This is a genomic window from Clostridioides sp. ZZV14-6154, from assembly GCF_020657785.1.
Lineage (GTDB): Bacteria > Bacillota > Clostridia > Peptostreptococcales > Peptostreptococcaceae > Clostridioides.
The window spans coordinates 756,997-779,733 of sequence record NZ_JAGWCY010000001.1; the positions used below are offsets into that span (position 1 = coordinate 756,997).

Annotated in this window: 20 protein-coding genes, 2 pseudogenes, 1 riboswitch and 2 other annotated features; of the genes and pseudogenes, 3 read left to right on the top strand and 19 right to left on the bottom strand. The window is 29.1% G+C overall.

The features are described 5' to 3' along the window. Positions 1-27: 27 nt before the first annotated feature. From KGF45_RS03800 to KGF45_RS03820, 5 genes are all read right to left on the bottom strand, one after another. Positions 28-330, bottom strand: a complete 303-nt coding sequence (locus tag KGF45_RS03800) for a PTS sugar transporter subunit IIB (RefSeq protein ID WP_227827454.1) — start codon at positions 328-330, stop codon at positions 28-30. 136 nt (positions 331-466) lie between these two features. Continuing rightward, complete coding sequence (gene thiE, locus KGF45_RS03805) at positions 467-1,099, bottom strand: thiamine phosphate synthase (RefSeq protein ID WP_227827453.1); 633 nt, start codon at positions 1,097-1,099, stop codon at positions 467-469. A gap of 21 nt (positions 1,100-1,120) precedes the next feature. Then, a complete protein-coding gene (gene thiM / locus KGF45_RS03810) occupies positions 1,121-1,912 on the bottom strand; it encodes a hydroxyethylthiazole kinase (RefSeq protein WP_227827452.1) in 792 nt (263 codons plus the stop codon). A 26-nt stretch (positions 1,913-1,938) separates the two neighbouring features. Beyond that, a complete protein-coding gene (thiD, locus tag KGF45_RS03815; RefSeq protein WP_227841877.1) occupies positions 1,939-2,733 on the bottom strand; it encodes a bifunctional hydroxymethylpyrimidine kinase/phosphomethylpyrimidine kinase in 795 nt (264 codons plus the stop codon). A 103-nt stretch (positions 2,734-2,836) separates the two neighbouring features. Beyond that, positions 2,837-2,929: riboswitch (TPP riboswitch) on the bottom strand. A 93-nt stretch (positions 2,930-3,022) separates the two neighbouring features. After that, the gene (locus KGF45_RS03820; RefSeq protein WP_227827450.1) at positions 3,023-3,334 is read right to left on the bottom strand and encodes a GIY-YIG nuclease family protein; all 312 of its coding nucleotides are present in this window, start codon (positions 3,332-3,334) and stop codon (positions 3,023-3,025) included. A gap of 291 nt (positions 3,335-3,625) precedes the next feature. Here KGF45_RS03820 and KGF45_RS03825 point away from each other — a divergent pair, with 291 nt between their 5' ends. Beyond that, positions 3,626-4,879 carry an anthrax toxin lethal factor-related metalloendopeptidase gene (locus KGF45_RS03825; protein WP_227841878.1) on the top strand — a complete coding sequence of 418 codons (1,254 nt, stop codon included), beginning with the start codon at positions 3,626-3,628 and terminating at the stop codon, positions 4,877-4,879. Positions 4,880-5,021: 142 nt separating this feature from the next. Then, on the top strand, positions 5,022-5,891 hold the full coding sequence (locus tag KGF45_RS03830) for a methionyl aminopeptidase (RefSeq protein WP_227841879.1): 870 nt from the start codon (positions 5,022-5,024) through the stop codon (positions 5,889-5,891). A 50-nt stretch (positions 5,892-5,941) separates the two neighbouring features. On the opposite strand, the gene KGF45_RS03835 is transcribed toward KGF45_RS03830, so the two are convergent. The 9 genes and pseudogenes from KGF45_RS03835 to KGF45_RS03875 all read right to left on the bottom strand — a co-directional run. Then, positions 5,942-6,133, bottom strand: coding sequence for a ferredoxin (locus KGF45_RS03835; protein ID WP_227827447.1), 192 nt, complete (start codon positions 6,131-6,133; stop codon positions 5,942-5,944). 160 nt (positions 6,134-6,293) lie between these two features. After that, the gene (epsC, locus tag KGF45_RS03840; RefSeq protein ID WP_227827446.1) at positions 6,294-6,884 is read right to left on the bottom strand and encodes a serine O-acetyltransferase EpsC; all 591 of its coding nucleotides are present in this window, start codon (positions 6,882-6,884) and stop codon (positions 6,294-6,296) included. Between the two features lie 26 nt (positions 6,885-6,910). Continuing rightward, positions 6,911-7,819: a cysteine synthase A gene (gene cysK, locus KGF45_RS03845; protein ID WP_227827445.1), complete on the bottom strand. Its 909-nt coding sequence runs from the start codon at positions 7,817-7,819 to the stop codon at positions 6,911-6,913. Positions 7,820-8,055: 236 nt separating this feature from the next. Next, positions 8,056-8,682, bottom strand: a complete 627-nt coding sequence (locus KGF45_RS03850) for a K(+)-transporting ATPase subunit C (RefSeq protein WP_227827444.1) — start codon at positions 8,680-8,682, stop codon at positions 8,056-8,058. Positions 8,683-8,700: 18 nt separating this feature from the next. Beyond that, on the bottom strand, positions 8,701-10,758 hold the full coding sequence (gene kdpB, locus KGF45_RS03855) for a potassium-transporting ATPase subunit KdpB (RefSeq protein WP_227841880.1): 2,058 nt from the start codon (positions 10,756-10,758) through the stop codon (positions 8,701-8,703). A gap of 24 nt (positions 10,759-10,782) precedes the next feature. After that, positions 10,783-12,459 (bottom strand): potassium-transporting ATPase subunit KdpA, encoded by a 1,677-nt coding sequence (gene kdpA, locus KGF45_RS03860; protein WP_255287884.1) that lies wholly within the window; start codon positions 12,457-12,459, stop codon positions 10,783-10,785. A 45-nt stretch (positions 12,460-12,504) separates the two neighbouring features. Next, the gene (gene kdpF / locus KGF45_RS20435; RefSeq protein ID WP_413894737.1) at positions 12,505-12,597 is read right to left on the bottom strand and encodes a K(+)-transporting ATPase subunit F; all 93 of its coding nucleotides are present in this window, start codon (positions 12,595-12,597) and stop codon (positions 12,505-12,507) included. 409 nt (positions 12,598-13,006) lie between these two features. Then, positions 13,007-13,639 carry a YitT family protein gene (locus tag KGF45_RS03870; protein WP_227827442.1) on the bottom strand — a complete coding sequence of 211 codons (633 nt, stop codon included), beginning with the start codon at positions 13,637-13,639 and terminating at the stop codon, positions 13,007-13,009. Positions 13,640-14,007: 368 nt separating this feature from the next. Further along, positions 14,008-14,367: pseudogene (locus tag KGF45_RS03875) on the bottom strand (sugar ABC transporter substrate-binding protein); the annotation flags it as partial. Positions 14,368-14,744: 377 nt separating this feature from the next. Here KGF45_RS03875 and KGF45_RS03880 point away from each other — a divergent pair. Then, positions 14,745-14,873: pseudogene (locus KGF45_RS03880) on the top strand (helix-turn-helix domain-containing protein); the annotation flags it as partial. An 89-nt stretch (positions 14,874-14,962) separates the two neighbouring features. On the opposite strand, the gene KGF45_RS03885 reads toward KGF45_RS03880, so the two are convergent. From KGF45_RS03885 to KGF45_RS03905, 5 genes are all read right to left on the bottom strand, one after another. Next, on the bottom strand, positions 14,963-16,348 hold the full coding sequence (locus tag KGF45_RS03885) for an APC family permease (protein ID WP_227827441.1): 1,386 nt from the start codon (positions 16,346-16,348) through the stop codon (positions 14,963-14,965). A 323-nt stretch (positions 16,349-16,671) separates the two neighbouring features. Further along, positions 16,672-17,937: a histidinol dehydrogenase gene (hisD, locus tag KGF45_RS03890; RefSeq protein ID WP_227827440.1), complete on the bottom strand. Its 1,266-nt coding sequence runs from the start codon at positions 17,935-17,937 to the stop codon at positions 16,672-16,674. Between the two features lie 224 nt (positions 17,938-18,161). Continuing rightward, positions 18,162-18,764: a hypothetical protein gene (locus tag KGF45_RS03895; RefSeq protein ID WP_227841881.1), complete on the bottom strand. Its 603-nt coding sequence runs from the start codon at positions 18,762-18,764 to the stop codon at positions 18,162-18,164. A gap of 113 nt (positions 18,765-18,877) precedes the next feature. Further along, entirely contained in the window at positions 18,878-20,095 is a 1,218-nt protein-coding gene (locus KGF45_RS03900) for a homoserine dehydrogenase (RefSeq protein WP_227433002.1), read from the bottom strand. 84 nt (positions 20,096-20,179) lie between these two features. Further along, positions 20,180-20,418, bottom strand: a binding site (T-box leader). 69 nt (positions 20,419-20,487) lie between these two features. Beyond that, positions 20,488-20,728: a binding site (T-box leader), on the bottom strand. An 81-nt stretch (positions 20,729-20,809) separates the two neighbouring features. Next, positions 20,810-22,645 carry an ATP-binding protein gene (locus tag KGF45_RS03905; RefSeq protein WP_227827438.1) on the bottom strand — a complete coding sequence of 612 codons (1,836 nt, stop codon included), beginning with the start codon at positions 22,643-22,645 and terminating at the stop codon, positions 20,810-20,812. Positions 22,646-22,737 lie beyond the last annotated feature (92 nt).

Consider the following 22,737-nt stretch of genomic DNA (forward strand, 5'->3'; position numbering starts at 1 on the left):
TCATAGAGTTCACTATAGATAATTGATTTAATTTAGTATTTCTAATACTGTATTTAATACAGCATGACCATTACAAGTACCATAGTTTACCATATCTATTATAGCTACTGGAGCCTTATCTCCAACTATAGACTTTACATCATCAAACATAAATCTAAGCTGTGGTCCAAGAAGTAAAATATCAAAATTACCAAGTTCTGATTTTATATTTCCTTCTCCAACTGCCCATATTTTACAGTCTATATCTCTTTTCTTTGCATCTTTCTCCATTTTATTTACTAATAAAGTAGAAGACATACCACCAACACACACTAATAATATCCTAATCATTTACATCTCCTTTTAATCAAATCTACATATATTTTGATTAAAAAGTATATGTAGAAAAGTTTACATTTATAACTTCCTGTATTTTACTTTTAAATTATATCAAATTTTACCAATTTTTTCACTACCATAACTCATTTTATATTTCTAATGTCCACTTTTCTACTTCTTTAGATATATTTTCAGATTTTAATATTGCAGATATTATAGCATATCCATCACTATTTAAACACTTAAGTTTATCTATATTATCTAGTTTTATCCCACCAATCAATACAAATGGTATATCTACCTTTTCTTTAATTTCTTTGACAGTTTCAAATGATGCAGATTTAGCATCTAATTTAGTAGATGTTGTAAATATAGCTCCTATACCTAAATAGTCTGCACCATCATTTTTTGCACAGATAGCTTCTTCTAAAGTTCTTGCTGATACACCTAGTATTTTATCCTTCCCTATAAGCTTTCTAACTTCCTTGGCATCAATGTCACTCTGTCCTACATGTACTCCATCTGCATCACAAATAATTGCTATATCTACTCTATCATTTATTATAAACTTAACACCATGTTTTCTAGTTATTTCCCTTAGCCTCATAGCCTTTTTTAAAAATTCTTTTCCAGAAGCATTTTTTTCTCTAAGTTGCACAGTTGTTATTCCAGAAGCTATTGCATCTTCAATACATTTATAAAAATCTCTACCTTCTAGCATTTCAGAATCAGTCACTAAATATAACTTTAAGTCTTTTTTTAAACATTCTTTATCTATCATTTACAGCCTCCTGTTGAGCATTTATTCATTTAAAAATTCAATATTAGAGTATTTACTTATAATCTCTTCGTCCATTTGATAAATAGAATTCATTAGCTTTTCTTTAAATGTACCTATTGGTGGATTATTTAAATTAGCCAGCTCTCCACTTAATGACATTGTAAGTACCCCCATTGTAGCTGCCTCTAATGTATTTTTAGTCACAGCCATAAAACTTGCAATCAAGCTAGCAGTCATACATCCTGTACCTGTAATACCTTTTAGTTTATCAGTTCCATTATTTATTTTATATGTATTCTTACTATCAGTTATTATATCTATTTTTCCAGTTGCGGCAACTATACATTCAAGCTTTTCAGAAACTTTTTTTATTATATCAGTAGAATCTTCTTCATCATCAAAGGAATCTACCCCCTTACCCATTACATCAAAACCACCTATAAATTTTATTTCTGCTATATTCCCTTTAACCACGTCAAATTTAACTTCATTTAGAAGCTTATTTGTAAGTTCTGCTCTGGCTTTACTTGCAAAGACTCCCACTGGGTCTAAGATAACAGGTTTATTGTATTTATTTGCAACCTTTCCAGCCAATAAAAACAAATCTAATATATTTGAATTCATGGTTCCTATATTTATAACTACAGCATTTGCTATACTTACCATTTCTTCTACTTCTTCATATGAAAAACTCATAAGAGGGCTTGCACCTATAGCTAAGGTTACATTAGCACAATCATTTATTGTTACATTATTAGTATAGTGAATTACTAATGGGTTTACTTTCTTTGCATCTTCAATTAAATTATACATATTCTACCTCCATAAAATTTTATTTACTATTCAAACTTATAAAAATGATGTACTGGACCTACTCCATGACCTATATCAAAACTATTTTTTATTGCTTCTGTTATATAAATTTTACTTAATTTTACTGCTTCTTTTATTTCATAACCTAATGCAAGGTAAGATGTTATTGCAGAAGATAATGTACATCCTGTTCCATGTGTATTTTTTTTATCAATTCTTTCACTTTTATACACTTCAAATATATTTTTACCAACTAAAATATCCACTGCTTCTCCATCTAAATGTCCGCCTTTCATAAGAACAAATTTAGGTCCAAGCTCTAATATTTTCTTTCCTACACTGTTCATATCATCTACATTATGTATTTTTATTCCTGTAATTTCTTCTGCTTCTGGAATATTTGGTGTAATTATATATGCAAGTGGTATTAAATATTTAATTAGATTCTCCTTTGCTTCTGGTTTTAATAAATAATATCCACTTTTAGATATCATTACGGGGTCTACTACTAAATATTCTGGATTGTATTTTTTTAAATTTTCAACTATTTCAAGTATAATTTCTGGGCTTGAAACCATTCCTATTTTTACTGCTCTTGGAGGTATATCATCAAATACTGCCTCTATTTGTTTTTTTATTATACTTTGACTTAAATCTTCTACCGCAAAAACACCTTGAGTATTTTGTGCCGTTATAGCTGTTATTACACTCATTCCATATGTGCCAATTGCACTAAAAGTTTTCAAATCAGATTGGATTCCAGCTCCTCCAGATGAATCTGAACCAGCTATTGTAAGTGTTGGTATTTTATAGTTACTCATTTATACCCTCCTAAAAATTTAATTTAAATAAATTAACTAAAAAAGCTATACCTACAATAGGTATAGCTTAGAAATTCGCATATATCACAAATAATACATACTTAAGTTTTATACTAAGCTTTCCTACGCTGGCATTATCCAGTTCAGGTGTAAGGGTCGGTATTCCTCTCAGCTCTTGGCTCCCCTAGCTATTTTAATTTATTATATTTATAACTTCATTATATTACAATAGTATTTATTGTCAAGTTTTTACACTATATACATTTATTTACTATGTAATTAAAGACACTTACTTCAGTTCTTTTATCTGTTCTCCAATAATATAATTTTCTTTATTGTCAATTGAATCTATAAGTATATTGGGATTTTTTATTATAGATAATTTTTTATCCCTAGTTAATTTTTTTATATAGTATTCTAATTTCATTGCATTACTTTTTGTATTTGTTACAAAGTAAACTTCTAACTTTTTAAATCCCTTTGCTCTTGTATACTTTGAATTAATTCCTAGCTTATGTTCATTCATTCTTCTTGCTATATTGCTAGTATATCCAGTATATAGAGAATCATCTTTACATCTTATAATATATGTAAAATACATCTTAATTCACATCCTTAAATTAAATATATAAACATTATATTATAAAATAAAAAAAACTGCTGTAAATTATATATATTAATCAGCTCTAACAATAACTCAAATGCAAATTAGTAAAGTAGATTCTAAGAGTATTTGACGCTAAATTTTGACATATTAATAACATATTTATTCTTCTAACAAAAAATTCACAAATATAAAAAATAAAATTTTCAAAAAAATTATAATTTTCAAAAAAATAAATTGACATATATAAAAAAATTATGATAACCTAATAAAAAGGGGGCAATGATTATGGAAAACAATTTAATTACAGCTAAAAGCAATAATATTGAATTATCACAAAAGAACTTATTTAAAGTCAATTTACAGATAGGTGTATACTTTACACTTTTGTCAAAATCACTTAAAGCCTTTTACAAAAAAGAAGAAGATTTTTATTGCATTGCTCTTGCACCATGCAATGTGTCTGATGAAAAAGCAAGTAAGAAGATAAATATTTCTGAGATGATAAAAGAAATTAATACTTTAATTGAAAGTGTAACTGATAAAAGCGAACTTTTAAGCGAAGAAATATTTACAAACAATCTATCAGAATTTTTTGACGAATCTTTAGATAACATTTATATAGAGTTAAGACAAGCATATCTATATCTTAAGAAGAACACAAACAATCTTGATATAGAAAACTCCATTGAATATGTATTCGATGTCAGTATAAGTAATGAAACAAAAATGAAAGAAAATCCACTGATTAACTTTAATTCACTTTCTTTAGTGGTATGGAGTGGTGAAACAAAAAATATTTTACATCAAATGAACATTTTAGATTTAGAAAATATTCACTCCTATCTTTCAGAAAACAATACAAATATGACTCTTTATCAAGATGATAATCTCAAATATGAAGTTAACGAAAACAGTGAAAATATAGGAGAAAGTAATATAGATATAATTGAACAAATGCTTATACTTCCAGATAATTCAGACTATGATAAAGATGAAGTTGAAAACATGAAAAACAGACTTTCAAACATAAATGGAAAATATCTACAAACACTTAAAGAAAAAGATATAGTTATAAAATTAATAAATTCAAATTTAACTGATGAACCAGAATTTAGTGATTTAAAACACCAATTACCTCCGTGTTGGGTAAGATCAGGTAAAACTTGGAAGGATGTACCTGGGGTATATAGAAACAACTCTATTGTAGCTAAAATAGGTTATAGTAACCCTAGTTATGCAAATGTTCATTCAGCTAAAAATTTGGAATTACATGAAACTGCACATGCCATAGATAAAAATGTCTTAGACAAAAAATCAAATTCAGAAGAATTTATGGAAGTGTTTACTCAAGAAAGATATAAACTTTATGACCCTAAACAAGTTGCACATGCATATATTAGTAAATTTCCAGAAGAATTTTTTGCGGAATCATTTGTCCATTATTATCTTGATGAAGACTCAAAAAATATATTGAAAGAAAATTGTCCTTTAACATATAATTTTCTTGAAGAATTAGAACTAAGCTATGAAATACATTAATACTTAATAATATATTTCTATTTAATAAATTACTCTTTATAAAAGACTTTTTGATATTTATGTTATAATATTTCTAATGGTTATATTTTAAAATAGTTTATGTAACCCATGATTTAAATAAATAATAAAAGGATGAAGAGTTATGAAATTAAACAGAAATGATACTTGTTGGTGTGGAAGTACTAAAAAATATAAAAAATGTCATATGGATATAGATAATAGAATAAATTCATTCGCTCAGCTAGGTCATATTGTACCTACTCATGACATCATAAAAAATGTAACACAAATTGAAGAAATAAAAAAAAGTGCTGTAATAAACACAAAGATTTTAGATTATATTTCGGATAAAATTAAAGTTGGAATGTCTACAGAAGATATAAATGAATTAGTTCACAACTTTACATTAGAAAATGGAGCTATTCCTGCACCACTAGATTATAATGGTTTTCCTAAAAGTGTATGTACATCAATAAACAATGAAGTTTGTCATGGTATCCCAAGTAAAGACATCATATTAAAGGATGGAGATATTATAAATGTAGATGTTTCTACTATTTTTAATGGATATTACTCAGATGCTTCAAGAATGTTTATGGTAGGAAATGTTAAAGAGAATGCAAAAAAATTGGTTCAAGTTACTAAAGAATGCATTCAAAAAGGTCTTGAGGCTGCTAAACCATGGGGATTCTTGGGTGATATAGGTGATGCTATTAATTCTTATGCAAAAGAAAATGGATATTCTGTTGTTAGGGAAATTGGTGGGCATGGAGTTGGACTAAATTTTCATGAAGACCCATTTGTAAGTTATGTTTCTAAAAAAGGAACTGAAATGTTATTGGTTCCTGGAATGATATTTACGATAGAACCTATGGTAAATGAAGGAACTCATGAGATTTTTGTTGATGAAGAAAATGATTGGACTATCTACACAAAAGATGGTAAATTATCTGCTCAATGGGAGTGCATGATTTTAGTTACAGAGACAGGAACTGAAATTTTAACTCAATAAAAAATAAAAGCCTATAAAGATTGAGTTTTCAATCTTTATAGGCTTTTATTTTATTCATGCACATCTATTGCATCAACTGGACAGCTTTCTCTAGCTTCTGCTGCTGATTCTTCAGCATCACTTGGTATTTCATCAACTATAACATGTGATTTTCCATCATCCTTCATATCAAATACTTCTGGACATATTGATGGACATAATCCACAACCTATACAAGTATCTTGATTAACATTTGCTTTCATAATAAAATCCTCCTAAACGTTACAAATTTAAAATTTTGTTTACCAAAGATTGGCGAACTAAAACTTTGACCTTCAGTTCTTTTTTATTATGTCCTCAAATTTGAAAATAATACCTTTTCAAAATAAATTTTATAAAATTTATTTTATAGTTGTGTTATGACTATATATAATATACATTGTCTAGCTCTTCGTATTCGTAGGATACTTCTCTTTTATTCTTTTTTACAGGTTCTAGATTTCTTATTTTCACTATTTTTGCTGGTATACCAACAACTGTGGCTCCATTAGGTACATCTTTAACAACAACTGAATTTGCACCAATTTTTGAATTAGAACCGATATTTAAAGGTCCTAGTATTTTTGTTCCAGCTCCAATTAATACATCATCGCCAACAGTTGGATGTCTCTTTCCAGTATCCTTTCCTGTAGCACCCAAAGTAGCTCCTTGATATATTGTTACTCTATTTCCCACTTCAGCTGTTTCACCAATTACAACACCCATTCCATGGTCTATCAAAATACCTTCTCCCATTTTAGCCCCAGGATGTATTTCTATACCAGTCATAAATCTGGATATCTGGGATATTAATCTAGCTGTAAAAAGCATCTTCTTCTTATAAAGAAAATGAGCTATTCTATGCATTATCATTGCATGCACTGATGGATATAGTAAAAAAACTTCTATCTTAGATCTAGCTGCTGGATCATTTTTCATTATATATTCAATATCTTTATTTATTTTTTTAAACAAAGTATTCACTCCCTCAAATAAAATTATTAAAATATTCCCATGGACATATATTTATCTACTCCATCTGGAGCTACTGTTACTATTTTTTTATTTGGATATTTTTTCGCCATTTCCATAGCACCAAATATATTTGCTCCAGAAGATATACCTACCAAAATCCCTTCTTTTGATGCAAGTAATTTAACTGTATCAAAAGCATCTTCATCATCCACTAATATTACTTCATCAACTACACTAGAATCATAATTTTCAGGAACAAAGTTAGCTCCTATTCCTTGTATTTTATGAGGTCCAGTTTTATTTTCTGATATAGCTGGAGATTTTTTTGGCTCAAGTGCAACTACTTTTATGTTTGGATTTTGCTCTTTTAAATATCTTGCAGTCCCTATTAAAGTACCACCTGTTCCAACTCCACATACAAATATATCTAAATCTTTAACATCATTCATAATCTCAACTGCTGTTGTTTTATAATGTGCATTTGGATTGTCTTTATTTTCAAATTGTTTCAAACTTTTATAATTTGGATTTTCTCTCAATAATTCGTTTGCTTTTTCTATAGAACCTGCCATTCCAGCTTTTCCATCTGTAAGTACTAAATTTGCTCCATAAGCCTTCATTAAATCTCGTCTCTCGATACTCATAGTCTCTGGCATTACTATTACTACTTCATATCCTTTTAATCTTCCTATCATGGATAATGCAATGCCAGTGTTTCCACTAGTTGCTTCTACTAGTACATCTCCCTTTTTTAATTCTCCTCTTTTTTCTAATCCTTCTAGCATTTCATAAACTGCTCTATCTTTTATACTTCCAGCTGGATTTACTTTTTCTAATTTTACATATATGTTAGAACACCCGTTAGTACATCCTAAATTATTCAATCTTACTACAGGTGTGTTTCCTATCAACTCTAATGCGTTATTATATAACATACTACTTCCTCCTATATGTCCAAATCTATTATCAAATTGATAACGATAAATATATTATAGTATTATCATTTTGATAATGCAACCTTTTTTTGGATTTTATCCCTACAATTGTTTTATTCCTAATATTAGTAATATTCAAACAAAAAAGTGAAAATCATTATCGATTTTCACTCTTCAAACTTCAAGCTTTATGCTAAGTCATACACAATACTCCACTACAAAAACTCTACAAAATACTATATAAGACCTAATATTTTTGCAACCTCTACATTAACCTTTAACACATTAACTCTATCTTCACCTAAAACTCCGAAAAGTTTTTTTGAAGTATTATCATCTACAATTTTTTGTAATTTACTCTCTGATATTCCTGATACTTTTGCTATAGCAGGTATCTGAACCTTTGCAGAAGCAGGGCTTATATTAGGGTCAAGTCCTGAACCTGATGCTGTAAGTAAATCTGTTGGTATATCTTCTTTTTTTACACCTGGATTATCTTTCAAAAACTTTTCAATATCTTTTTGAACTCTATCATGAAGCTCTGGATTAGTTGCTCCATAATTAAAAGAACCTGATGAAACACCGCCATAAACTGTATTTCCATCCTTATCTGGTATTAAATCTTCTTTTGTATAAGTATTATAGTTTACTGATGAAACTCTTCCCTTAAAAAATCTTGCATCTGTAAAACTTTGACCAATAAGCTCTGAACCAACCTTTACACCATTTACTTCTATCATACTTCCATTAGCTTTATCTTTAAATGCAACTTGACTTACCCCTGTTAAAACAAGTGGATATACAAGTCCGCAAACAAATAACAATACAATACTTACAAGCAATGCTGGTTTTAATGTTTTCATTTTTATATCCTCCATTTATTAACCTAAATTAAGAACCATTACTAAAGGTGTAATTAATAAATCAATTACTTTTATTCCTAAAAATGGTACTATAACCCCACCAAGACCAAAAATCAGCATATTTCTCATTAGCATAGCTTGTGATTTCATAGGTCTATATTTTACCCCTTTCATAGCAAGAGGTATTAAACATGGGATGATTATAGCATTAAATATTAAAGCTGATAATATCGCACTAAATGATGTAGAAAGTTTCATTATATTTAATATCTCCATTTGAGGTATTGCAAGGGTGAATATAGCTGGTATAATTGCAAAGTATTTTGCAACATCATTTGCTATACTGAATGTTGTTAAAGCACCACGTGTTATTAAAAGCTGTTTTCCTATTTCAACCACTTCTAATATTTTAGTTGGGTCTGAATCTAAATCTACCATGTTTGCTGCTTCCTTTGCAGATGTTGTACCACTATTCATAGCAAGACCCACATCCGCTTGAGCAAGTGCAGGAGCATCATTTGTTCCATCCCCTGTCATAGCAACTATTTTTCCTTCAGATTGTTCTTTTTTTATTACCTCTATCTTATCTTCTGGTTTACATTCTGCAATAAATCCATCCACACCAGCTTCTCTTGCAATTGTAGCTGCTGTTAAAGGATTATCTCCTGTACACATTATCGTCTTTATTCCTATCTCACGAAGTCTAGCAAATCTTTCTACAAGCCCTGATTTTACGGTGTCCTTTAAGTAGATAATACCGTATATCTCATTATTGACACACACTACTAGAGGTGTCCCTCCTAATTTTGCTACTCTATTTACACTTTCTTCTAAATCGTCTGGTACTAATCCACCAGAGGATTTTACTCGATTTATTATACTGTCATAAGCCCCTTTTCTAATAGCTGTTCCATCAGATAAATTTATACCACTCATTCTAGTTTGTGCAGAGAATTCTACAAACTCAGCTTCTTCAGCCTCTTTTGTTTTTCCTGTTGAACCTAGTTTTATCCCTAAATCAACTATAGATTTTCCTTCTGGTGTATCATCTTTTAATGAACACATAACAGCATAGTTTATTAAATCTTTTGAATCAGCATTTCCAACTGCTATAAATTCTGATGCAAGTCTATTTCCATAAGTAATAGTCCCTGTCTTATCCAAAATCATAGTATCAACATCACCACAAGCTTCTACTGCTTTTCCTGACATTGCAATGACATTGAATCTAGTTACTCTATCCATACCTGCAATTCCAATAGCTGATAATAATCCACCTATAGTAGTTGGTATTAAGCATACTAAAAGTGCTATCATAGTAGAAATTGGAATCTTAACACCTGCATAATTCGCCATTGGATAAAGAGATATTAAAACAACCATAAATATAAGTGTTAAGCCCACCAATAAAGTATTTAAAGCAATTTCATTTGGTGTTTTTTGTCTTGAAGCTCCTTCTACAAGAGCTATCATTTTATCTAAGAAGGATTCTCCTGGCTTTGTTGTGATTTTTATTTTTAGCCAATCACTTACAACTGTAGTTCCTCCTGTAACAGAAGCAAAATCTCCTCCAGATTCTCTCATAACAGGTGCAGATTCTCCAGTTATTGCTGACTCATCCACAGAGGCTATCCCTTCTATTACTTCTCCATCATTTGGAATAACTTCTCCTGCATTGACTAAAACAATATCTCCCAGTTTTAGCTCGCTTGCACTTATCATTTTTTCATTTCCTAATTTATCTAAAACTCTTGCCACTGTATCTTTTCTAGTTTTCTTTAATGTATCTGCTTGTGCTTTCCCTCTACCTTCAGCTACAGCTTCAGCAAAATTTGCAAAAAGAACAGTTATAAATAGTATTATTGTTACAATCCCATTATAAACTCTTAAGTTATTGCCTCCATCACCAAATAGACTAGGTACTATTGTAAGTATCAATGTTACTATAAATCCAATCTCTACAACAAACATAACTGGATTTTTCATCATATATTTAGGATTTAATTTTTTAAAAGCTTCTATAATGGAAGTTTTGAAAATATCTTTTGTAATAAACTTTGTTTTTTTAGTTTCCATAAAATTTTACTCCCTCCCAATTTTTTAGTGCCATAATACTAGATGCTCTGAAATAGGTCCAAGCGCTAAGGCTGGGAAAAATGTTAAAGCACCAACAATTAAAACAACCAATACTAAAATTATTGTAAATGTGAAATTATCTGTTCTAAGTGTTCCTATGCTTTCATTTACAGAGTTCTTAGATGCTAATAAACTTGATATTGCAAGTAATATTATAATAGATACATATCTTCCAAAAAACATAACTATACCTGTTGTTATATTCCAGAACATCGTATTATCTCCTAAACCTTCAAACCCTGAGCCATTATTAGCTGCTGAAGATGCAAACTCATATAAAACCTGTGATAATCCATGGAATCCAGGATTTGAAATTCCCTCAAGACCTGCTGGTATCGCTACTGAAAGTCCAGAGAACATAAGTATCAAAAGTGGATGTAATATAATAAGTAAAGCTATAAGCTTCATTTCTTTTCCTTCAATTTTCTTAGTTAAGAATTCTGGAGTTCTTCCTACCATCAATCCACATAAAAATACTGCTATTATAGCGTACATTAGCATATTCATAAGGCCTACACCTTTACCACCAAAAACAACATTAAGCATCATATTTAAAAGTGGTACTAATCCTCCCAAAGGAGTTAAAGTATCATGCATATTGTTAACTGTACCAGTTGTAAATGAAGTCGTCACTGTCGTAAACAATGCTGATTGAGCTATGCCAAATCTAACTTCTTTACCTTCCATACTTCCCATGCTTTGATTAAGTCCTAATTGTGATAAGATAGGATTTCCTGCACTTTCTGCTCTAAAGCAAACCATTAAACCTATTAAAAATATGATTGACATTGCACCAAATACAACCCAACCTTGTTTTTTGTTCTTTATCATATGTCCAAATGCAACAACACAAGCTCCTGGTAATATCATCATAGATAACATCTCTACTATATTTGATACTATTGTTGGATTTTCAAATGGATGTGATGAATTTGAACCAAAAAATCCTCCACCATTTGTTCCTAAGTGTTTGATTGATTCAAGTGCTGCTACAGGACCTTTAGCTATATCTTGAAGTTTTCCTTCTATAGTAGTTACTGTTTCTGTACCAGCAAAAGTCTGTGGTACTCCTTGTGTAACTAATATAATACCAATAATTAAAGCTCCTGGTAAAAGTACTCTTGTTGTTATTCTAATTAAATCTACATAAAAGTTGCCTAATGTTTTCTTTTTACCTACTAACCCTCTTACAAATGCCATGGCAGCTGCATATCCTGTCGCCGCTGATGTAAACATCATGTATATTATCACTGTCATTTGACTAAGATATGAAAGTCCTGATTCACCTGAGTAATGTTGAAGATTCGTGTTTGTCATAAAACTTATTATTGTATTAAATGATAAACTTTGTTCCATACCTTTAATTCCATTAGGATTAAAAATATGCATGCTCTGAGTTCTAAGTATTACATATCCTATAAACACCATGACTGCATTTGTAACTAATAAAGCTAAAGCATATTGCTTCCAATTCATTTCTTTGTTCTTATCTATGCTACATACCTTATATATACAATTATCTATTTTATCAAACACTTTATCTCCAAATGTTTTTTGATTAGTGGATATATGATATAAATATTTACCCATAGGTATTACTAAAATCATAAATATCGCCAATACTATTACTATCTGTACCATAAAAATTTTCCCCCCAATTCAACTTGCTTATTATCTCTATATTATTTAGAATTTTTCAGGATTAATAAGCGCATACACCAAATATACTATCAACATTACAATTACAACTGCCAGAAACCACATAGGTAATCCCTCCATATATTACATTATTTTTTTTCAGTTTGTTTCCCACACCAGCCAGCAAGCAACTTCATGGAAATAAATCCTATGGCCAATGATGCTATCATCACTATATCTAACATTTCGACTCCTCCATTTACTTTAGTTTATTTGATAAGTTTTGGTTTCATATTGCTACTTCATTTATCTTATCATTTTAGGTATAAAGATAGGGTTAAGATACATCTATTATTGATTAGTATTGCATAAATATAAATTTGAGGTTTTTAAATGAAATTCTAAAAATCGTATTCCCAGAAATTTTAATGTAATGTAGTAGTTTAAAATCATAAAAATTAAAATAAAATTATCTCTTCTATACTTAATTTAGACATAAAAAAAGGTGGCAAGTTTGCCACCTTTCAAAAATATTGTTATTTAATTTATATTAACATTCTGGAACTATGTCATTACTCATATCCATATCTAAATTTTTACCATGATAGTAAATAAAATCAATTACTTTACCACTAATCGTAACAGCAATCAAAGAATAAAAAATATCAAACGCTGATAGATAAAATAGTGATAACAACAATACAATAACATCCGTTGCTAGATAAACTTGCCCTATGTTCAAAGATGTAGTCTTAGAAATTACTAATGCTAAAGCATCGTCTCCTCCTGATGCACAACCTGCTTTTACTATTATCCCTACTCCTACTCCTACAGTTACACCTGCCAAAATAGTTGATAAAAGCATATTTTGTGATTGTGGTACAAGAGGTCCTATAGCCTCAAATAAATCATATAATACTGAAAAACTTATAGAAGCTACTATTGAATATATCAGGAATTTTTTACCGAAAAATTTATATCCTACTAAAAGTAGTAAACCATCAATTACAATATTTGCTATTGCTGGTTGTATGTTGAATAAATTTTTTAACAGTAGTAAAATACCTAACACTCCACCTTCTGTTATGTTGTTTAGATAGTAAAAATTATAAACTCCAAATGCTAATATTGCTGAACCTAATAATATAAGTCCAATCCTTTCTAAAAATAACCGCCTGGCCATATATATCCCTTCCTTTTTCTTAATTTATATATATTATATACAAAAGGATTGGCTTTGTATACCGCACTTTTTAAAACTTTAATTATACAAAATTTTTTTATTTTTTTCAATAGTTTTTTTATGTTTTTTCATGTTTTTTTAATAATTCTTTTGAACCTTAGTATTTTCAATGCCTTAAATGTTTTCTCATTTTACATAAGTTTATATTAATTTGACTTATAATTTAGTATAAATAAGTCTTTGTTTACATTAATTTTTTATTTGTTTAGAAATACTATCCAATAACTTATCACTAAGTTGTATTCAAATAAAGAGTTACTTTAGAAACTATATAAAGTAACTCTATAAATTTTGACATATGTAATCTTTTACCATTCACCCTTAAAGTCTGAGATATTATCCTTGTTGACCTCAACTTGTTTAATTTGTGTAACAGGCTCAACTTTTTCGCCTTTAAGGAAATTAGATGCCTTTTCTATGACTAATGCACCTTCTTCAACAGCAGACATATAAGTTGTACCATCTATTAACCCATCAGTTACAGCTTTTAATCCATCTTTACTTCCACCCAAGCCTATAACTTTAACTTTAAGACCAGCATCTTTTAAAGCTTGCCCTGCTCCTGTAGCAGAGTTATCATCTTGACATATTATAACATTAAAATCAGTTTTCTTTTGAATTAAATCTTCTGTTACCTTTAAGGCCTGCTCTTTCTCCCAATTTGAAGTTTGGTTATAAACTAAATGAAAATCCTATGAAATTGTATGAGTAAGAACAAATAAACCACCACCTTAATTTACATAAATAACTTTCTCTTACTATCTTCACTTCTTGTTTCCATAACAACACTCCTTTTATATTTATACTATAAACATACCTATATGCAATGTCAATAAACGTCACATACCCATTGAATTTCACGCTCTCCTTGTCCTTTATAAAAACATAGTCAATCAGTTCTGAATACTAGTCTTAGTTATCACTTCAAAGAAAATTTGCAAAGAAAGGGCATTCTTCAGATAGCTTTTGCTTAGCAAGCTAATCTGAGACGCCCTTTCTTTGATAAATGATATTGAATTTATAAACTGCTAAAAAAAAGCGTACCTTCTGTGGTATTTCACAGTCACAGCTTGCAAATGTTCTAGATATTTCCAGACAGAACCTCAATAAAATTGAAAACAGAAATGACAAAACTGAGCATACAGTAATGAAACGAAGACATACTACACTTTAAAATAATCTAAAATTATTGTGAAATGACTTTTCTATTTAAATAACTAATATATATTGTATTTTTGAATTGTGAATATGTAACTAAAATATTTAATCATAGTCTGGTGCTTTCTTTTCTGTATCACTATTTTTAGCCCAGAAAAAAAATACTACACCAAGAACTGACCATGCTATTAAAATTGCCCACTCATAAGGCCATAATAGAGATGCTGGAGCTCCTGGTAAATACATTAATCCTAAAAAAACACACATACATAATGATACGGCACCTACAAATTTATATCGTTTAACTTTATATGGTCTTATCATATTTGGTTCTTTATGTCTTAAAACAAGAAATGATATTGAAACCATCGAGTATGAAACTACGATTGAAGCTCCCCCAGCATCTGAAAGCCAAATCAACATATTTTCACCTAATAAAGGAACTATTGATGTAATTACTCCTATTAAAATAATTGCATTAGATGGAGTTTTATATTTTGGATGTAATTTAGCTAAAAATTTTGGTAGCATACCACAATTAGCCATGGAATATATGGCTCTGCTACCACCAACATAAAATGAATTCCAACTAGTAAGTATGCCTGCTATTCCACCAAGAATCAATATTTTAGATGCAATTTGGCTTCCTCCGTATACATTTCCCATAGCATCAGCAGTTACAAGTTGAGATGTCTGCATTTGTGAATCTGGCATTGCAAGTGATACTCCAAAAATTATCATTGCATACCACAAAACAGCCATAATCACAGATAGAATAAGTATATTACCTATTTTTTTGAAAGGGACATTCATCTCTTCTGCTGCTTGTGGTATAACATCAAATCCTACATACATAAAAGGTGTCATAACAGCAACTGTAAGTATTCCAGTTATACCATCTTTAAATAGTGGTTGAGCATTACCTAAGTCTCCATGAGTAAATGAACCAAACATAAGTGCTAATCCGATTAATGTAATCATAACAGTAAGTATACCCTGCAAAAATGCTGCTGTTTTTACTCCAAAATAGTTTACAACAGATATTACTATCGAACTTAAAACACCAACTATTACCCAAGTAAAATATACATCAAATCCTGCTACTTCATACAAAAATCCTTTAATATATCCAGGAAATATATATTGCAACACAGTAGGCAATGCGACTGCTTCAAAAGCTATAACAGAAACATAACCCAAAATAATAGCCCATGTACATACAAATGATGCATTTCTTCCTAGTGCTCTATAGCTAAACACTTGTTCTCCTCCACACTTTGGCATAGAAGATGTTAATTCAGCATAAACTTGTCCAACAAATAATACCATTACTCCTCCAATACCAAAAGCTATAATTGCTCCTAATGTACCAGCTCTTTGAATCCACTCACCAGATAAGACAACCCATCCCCACCCAATCATTGCTCCAAACGCTAATACAAAGACATCTCTTTTATTTAAAACCTTATCAAATTTACTATTGCTTTCCATAGGTTTTCCCCCTTTACAAATTAGTCTATAAATCTAATATTAATTTTTCTCAATATCTATCCCTCCAATATCAATTGATATCATTAAAAAATGACATAAAAATTTAGTATAAATACTTTCAAAATTTTCATTAATATTAGTTTAACATAAAATAACAATTCGTAAAACATTTTGAAGTTGTTTCTATGAAAAAGAAATAAATTTAAAGTAGATTATTTCTAAATTTATTTCTTTTAAAATCTAAACTATACATAAATAATTATTCCTAAAATACTATTTTTATCTCAATATCTGTTTTTACATTCATTAACCACTTTCTCTATCTACTTCTTAAATCTAACTTCAGCTGCCTTTGCATGTGCATATAGCCCTTCTTCTTTTGCTAGTTTTTCTGCAACAGGTGCTAATACTTTTATAGCCTTTTCATTCAGTATCTGCTTTGTACAAGTTTTTATAAAAGTACCAACCCAAACACCACCAGTATATCTTGATGCTTTAAGTGTTGGTAATGTATGATTTGTACCTGAAACATAATCACCAAATACCTCAGCAGACAAGTTACCAATAAATAGTGAGCCATAGTTAGTTAATTTATCACAAATTTCTTCGTATTTATTTACTGCTATTTCTAAGTGTTCAGGTGCATAAAAATTACTTATTTTTACTGCTTCATCTATATCATCAACCAGTATTATTTCACCATTATTTTTCCATGAATTATATGCAATATCTTTTGTTGGTAAATCTTCTAACATGATTTTTATATTTTTTTCAACCTCTTGTGCTATTTCTAAACTATCAGTTAATAATATACCCCTTGCATTTAAATCATGCTCACATTGTGCCAACAAGTCAGCCGCAATATAAACTGGATTTGAAGTTTCATCAGCTATTATAAGAACTTCACTTGGACCAGCTACAAAATCAATTCCAACTTGCCCATAACATTGTCTTTTTGCTTCTGTTACAAACTTATTTCCTGGCCCTACGATTATATCAACAGGTTTAATCTTTTCTGTACCATATGTAAATGCTGCTATAGCTTGAACTCCTCCAGTTGCATATATTTCATCAGCTCCTGCTATATCCATAGCTACTAATGTTTTAGGATTTATATTTTTAGTGTTTTTCATCGTTGGTGAACAAGCCACTATTCTTTTTACTCCTGCAATTTTTGCAGGTATTATAAGCATAAGAGCTGTTGAAAATAAAGGATATTGGCCACCTGGAACATATGCAAGGCATGATTCTATAGGAATATTAGTTTGACCTAAAATAACGCCTGGATAGATTTCTTTTTCAAAAGAATTTTCGAAACTAGCCTTTTGGGCTTTTGCAAATTCTCTTATATTTTTAGTAGCAATTTTCAAATTGTTTATAAATTCATCATCTACATGTTTATAGGCTTCTTTTATTTCTTCTTCAGTAATTCTGAATTCATCTCTTGTATTTTTATCAAACATTTCATTATATTTTTTCAAAGCAGTCTCTTTATTATTTCTTATATCTTCTATTATAGAACTTACTTGTTCTCTTAGTATTTTTTCATCTACCTTTTCTTTTATATTTGATTTTTTTATACTCTTCATCTTTTTCCTCCTAGTTTTATAATGTTATCATTCTAGCAATAAATAAAAACTCCCACCCTCTATCAATAACTAGAGGATAGGAGTTTAATCATATTGTACTCACCTCACTGACTGAGCACTATTTGTCTAATAACTATACTTATATTTCCGTTAATCTTTCTGAATTTTCTCTTTATTATACATAATATGATATATTTTAACTATTAATTTGTCAATGAAATTTTTTATCTTCTACAGCAATTGCAATTACATCTATCACATTTGCATCTGTCACAATTACACTTATGACATTTACATCTATCACAATTATGGTTATTATTGTTGTTTCCATTTCTTCTAGCTTCACATTCCATACCTTCGTCAAAGAATCTTCTAGACTCTTCTAGAGATTCTATACCTTGATAATTATAAGCTGAGTGTTCATTCCAAGATTTTTCTGCTTTTTCCCACATTTTTCTAGCTTCATTTTCAAATTTTCTTGCTTCTCTTCCTCTTTCTTCAGCTTCACAGAATGCTTCTCTTGCTTCTCTTTCTCTTTTTTCAGCTTCTCTTCTAAATCTATCACAATTTCTGTTTCTGTCTCTGTCACAGTCTCTATTTCTATCTCTATCACAATCTCTGTCTCTATCTCTATCTCTATCTCTGTCACAATCTCTATCTCTATCTCTGTCACAATCTCTATCTCTATCTCTGTCACAATCTCTATCTCTGTCACAATCTCTATTTCTATCTCTATCCCTATCACATGAATTATTCTCATCTTGGAACCATCTTGATGTAGAATAACTTCTTCTATACCAATCTCCTGAACATCTATTATTTCCCATATAGCATATCTCCTTTTAATTTTAATTTTTTATGAGATGTTTTGTTTCATCTCATAGTATATAGTATTAAAATTTTCAAAATATGTTACATAGAAACCTATATTATTTTCTTTTTAGCTTATTTTCAACATTTTATTCATTTTTTCACAATATCCTTTATCTTTTATTAGACATAAACTGTTATTTATTTCATACTCAGAGTCAGCATAAACCATAATAGCAAGCTCATCATCATCATTTAAAATATCATAATTTACTAAGCAATTCCCAACTATATTCAATATTTCATCTTTATTACATTTTTTAAATCTAAGAAGTGCTCCACACTTTTCTCTAACTATTTTATTTACTTGTATTCTATCTTTAGTAAAAGAGTCTATACTAGAAACTCTATTATCTATTATATCAATAACATCTGAGTAAACTGCACTTCCTGTTGCTAGACTTCCAGCTCCCTTACCTACAAAAGAAACTTCTCCTACTGAATCTCCATTTACTATGACAGCATTAAACTCATTGTCTATTCTAGCAAGTATGTTATCTTTTTCCACTAGAACAGGTCTAACAAATGCACTTACTTTGTCATTTTCATATTTGCTTTGACCAATTAATTTTATCTTACAATTTAATTTTTTTGCATATTCTATGTCTTTTTCATCTATATCTGTAATTCCTTCTAAATATACATCTTTCCAGTATACTCTATTATCATAAGCTAGAGTTGACAATATTGATAGTTTTCTAGCAGCATCATATCCTAAGACATCTGACTCTGGGTTTGCTTCAGCAAAACCTAATTCTTGAGCTTGTTTTAATGCCATGTCATAAGACAAATCCTCATCATACATTTTAGATAATATAAAGTTAGTAGTTCCATTCAAAATAGCATTTATGCTATCTATATTATTTCCTTCTAATGATTCTATTATAGGCTTTAATACTGGTATACCTCCAGCAACTGAAGCTTCAAATTTAATACTTACTTTATTTTCACTAGCTAATTTTGCAAGCTCATCTCCACATTCAGCTAGTAAATCTTTATTTGCTGTAACAACATGAATTTTATTATTTAATGCTTTTTTGATATAAGATAGTGTTGGTTCTAAACCACCCATAACTTCAACTAATATATCTATATCTTTCTCAAATATGTCATCTATATTATTAGTTATTATATTAGAGTATTTTTTTTCTTTATGTTTTTCTAAATTATTAACTAAAATCCCAACTATTTCTATATTTCTTTTCTCTTTATTATTATCTATTATATCTATAAGTCCACTTCCTACAGTTCCATATCCTAGTACTCCAATTTTCACTTTATTTTGCATTTTATTTTCCTCCTAAATTTATAATTTTCCGATTTTTTTTAATTTTCAATCTTTTATTGTAATAAAAATAGACCCATCCCTATATAAAGGGACGAGTCTATGCTCGCGGTTCCACCCAATTTGATTTTTGTCAATTATTGACAAAATCCACTTTGTACTTTAACGCAGTTAACGGTTAATCTTACTAAAACTCTTTTTAGAGTAACTTCAGATAACAGCTCCTAGGTAGTTTTCAATCCCTCTAATTTAAAAAGTCTTTCAGCCGATGGACTTTTCTCTCTGATAATCGAATTAGATTTACTCTTCCTATTCATCGCTTTTATAATTTTTTATAATTCCTTTTTATACTTTCAAATAATATTTTAAATAACAAAAAACTCCCATCCTTATAACATAAGGACGAGAGTATAATTCCCGCGGTTCCACCTAATTTAGTTTTCATTTTTTATGAAAACCCACTTTAAACTTTAACGTAGTTAACGACTATTCTTACTAAAATCTATTAATATAGATAACTTCAGAAAGTAGCTCCTAGGTAGTTTTCAATCTCTCTAATTTAAAAAGTCTTTCAGCCAGCGGACTTTTCTCTCTGATAATCGAATTAGATTTACTCTTCCTATTCATCGCTTTTTTATTTATTATATTGTAATTCATTTTAAACCCTTACAAATAAATTGTCAATAGTTTTTTTAAATTTTATTTTTTATACTTAATTTATAAATCCGAAAATTCTATTTCTAATTTCTTACTTAGCTCACTACTGATTTCTCTTTTATAATTGCATTTTTCACTATTATTTTTGCTTCTAACTGGCAACGAGACAATAAATTCACTTCCAACACCAAGTTGACTCTTTAAAGATATACTGCCATCATGCAATTCAACTAAAGATTTCACTAGTGAAAGCCCAATTCCACTGCCCTTAACTCTATAAGAAAGTTCATTGTCAATTTGTTCAAACCTATTAAATATTTTATCTATTTTTTCTTTTGGTATACCTATTCCACTATCAGATATTTTCATTTCAAACATATTATCTTTCACATATAAAAATATATTTATTTTCCCATTTTTTTTATTGTACTTAATTCCATTAGAAAGTAAATTCAATATTATTCTTTCCAATTTTTCTGAATCAAATAACATTGAAAATTCCTCTATTTCTGTGTCAAATGTAAGTTGTATATTATTTTGACTTGCAAAATCGGCTACAGACATACATATATCTTCCACAAATGATATTATATCAGACTCTTTTGGCCTAAAATCTAAGTATCCCGACTGCATTTTTGTAAAGTCTAGAACATTATTTACTAATCTCAATATTCTATTTCCATTTTGTTTTACTATACCTAGATTTCTTTTTAGAGTATCATTTGATTCTATTAAGTCTGCCTCTTTCTTTTCTATTACTTGTAATGAAGATGATATTAAATTTATAGGAGTTCTAAGTTCATGAGATAGATTTGCAAAAAACTCCATTCTATTTTTATCCATCTCTTCTTCTAATTTTTTTCTTCTACTTATATCCCTTGCTGTACCAATTATTCCAATGACACTACCATAACTATCAAAATACGGTCTTTTTGTAATCTCAATACACTTGTTTTCGTTATGTATAATCATATTTGATTCAAATGTAACAATCTTTTTATTTTCAACTACATCCTTATCACTTTTACATATCTTGTCTATTAGAGATTCTTCTGTTGATATTTTATGACTATTCTTACCTAGTAATTCTTCTTTATTCATACAGGCTAGATTCAAAAATCCTGAATTAAACCCAATATAATTTCCATATACATCTTTATAAAACATATTCTCTGGTATTGAGTGTTCAATCATTTTCATTAAGTTTTTTGAATCATAGTTTTTATTATTATATCCACTGTATATTACATTATCTATTATTCCTATAGTTCCTAAAAGTTCGTTTTCATCATATAAGAAATATTTTTCAACCATAAAAAATGTTTCTTCGTACTCAAATAATTTTTGTAAAAATCTTTTTTTACTAGATATTCCTTCTAAATAGTCATCCCTAAATAATTTTCCAGTTCGTTCTCCCCATACTTCTATATCATTTTTTCCAAATATATCTTTTGTAGTTTTAATTTTGTTATTTAATATTGATATTAAATTTTCACTACAATCTATATATATTCCTTCTTCATCTTTAACATAAGCTAGTTTTTCTTTTTTATCAAATGAATCGATTATCTGTCTATAATCGAATACAATTTTACTAAAATACAAAACTATGTACGTATCTCCAACTATTTGTTTTCTTATATTTATCCAATTTTTAAGTGCTGGAATATATCTTTTTATACAATCTACATTATCTGAGAACAACTCTTTGGAATATTTTTTTGCTCTAAATATAGGTAATACATCTAATATATTTTTATCACAAATTCCCTCTTCTAGTTTCAATACTTGACTCATACCTTTACTTATATATTCCACTCTATATTCTATATCTTCATGTTCTCTTATAATCTTACAGTATAAAAAAGGCACAGGTATATTTTTTATAAAATTCACATATTTATTATGGATTTCCATATCCTAACCACTACCTCTCAATGTTATTTATAATAATACTTCTTAAGTAATTATATGACATTTTTCTATTA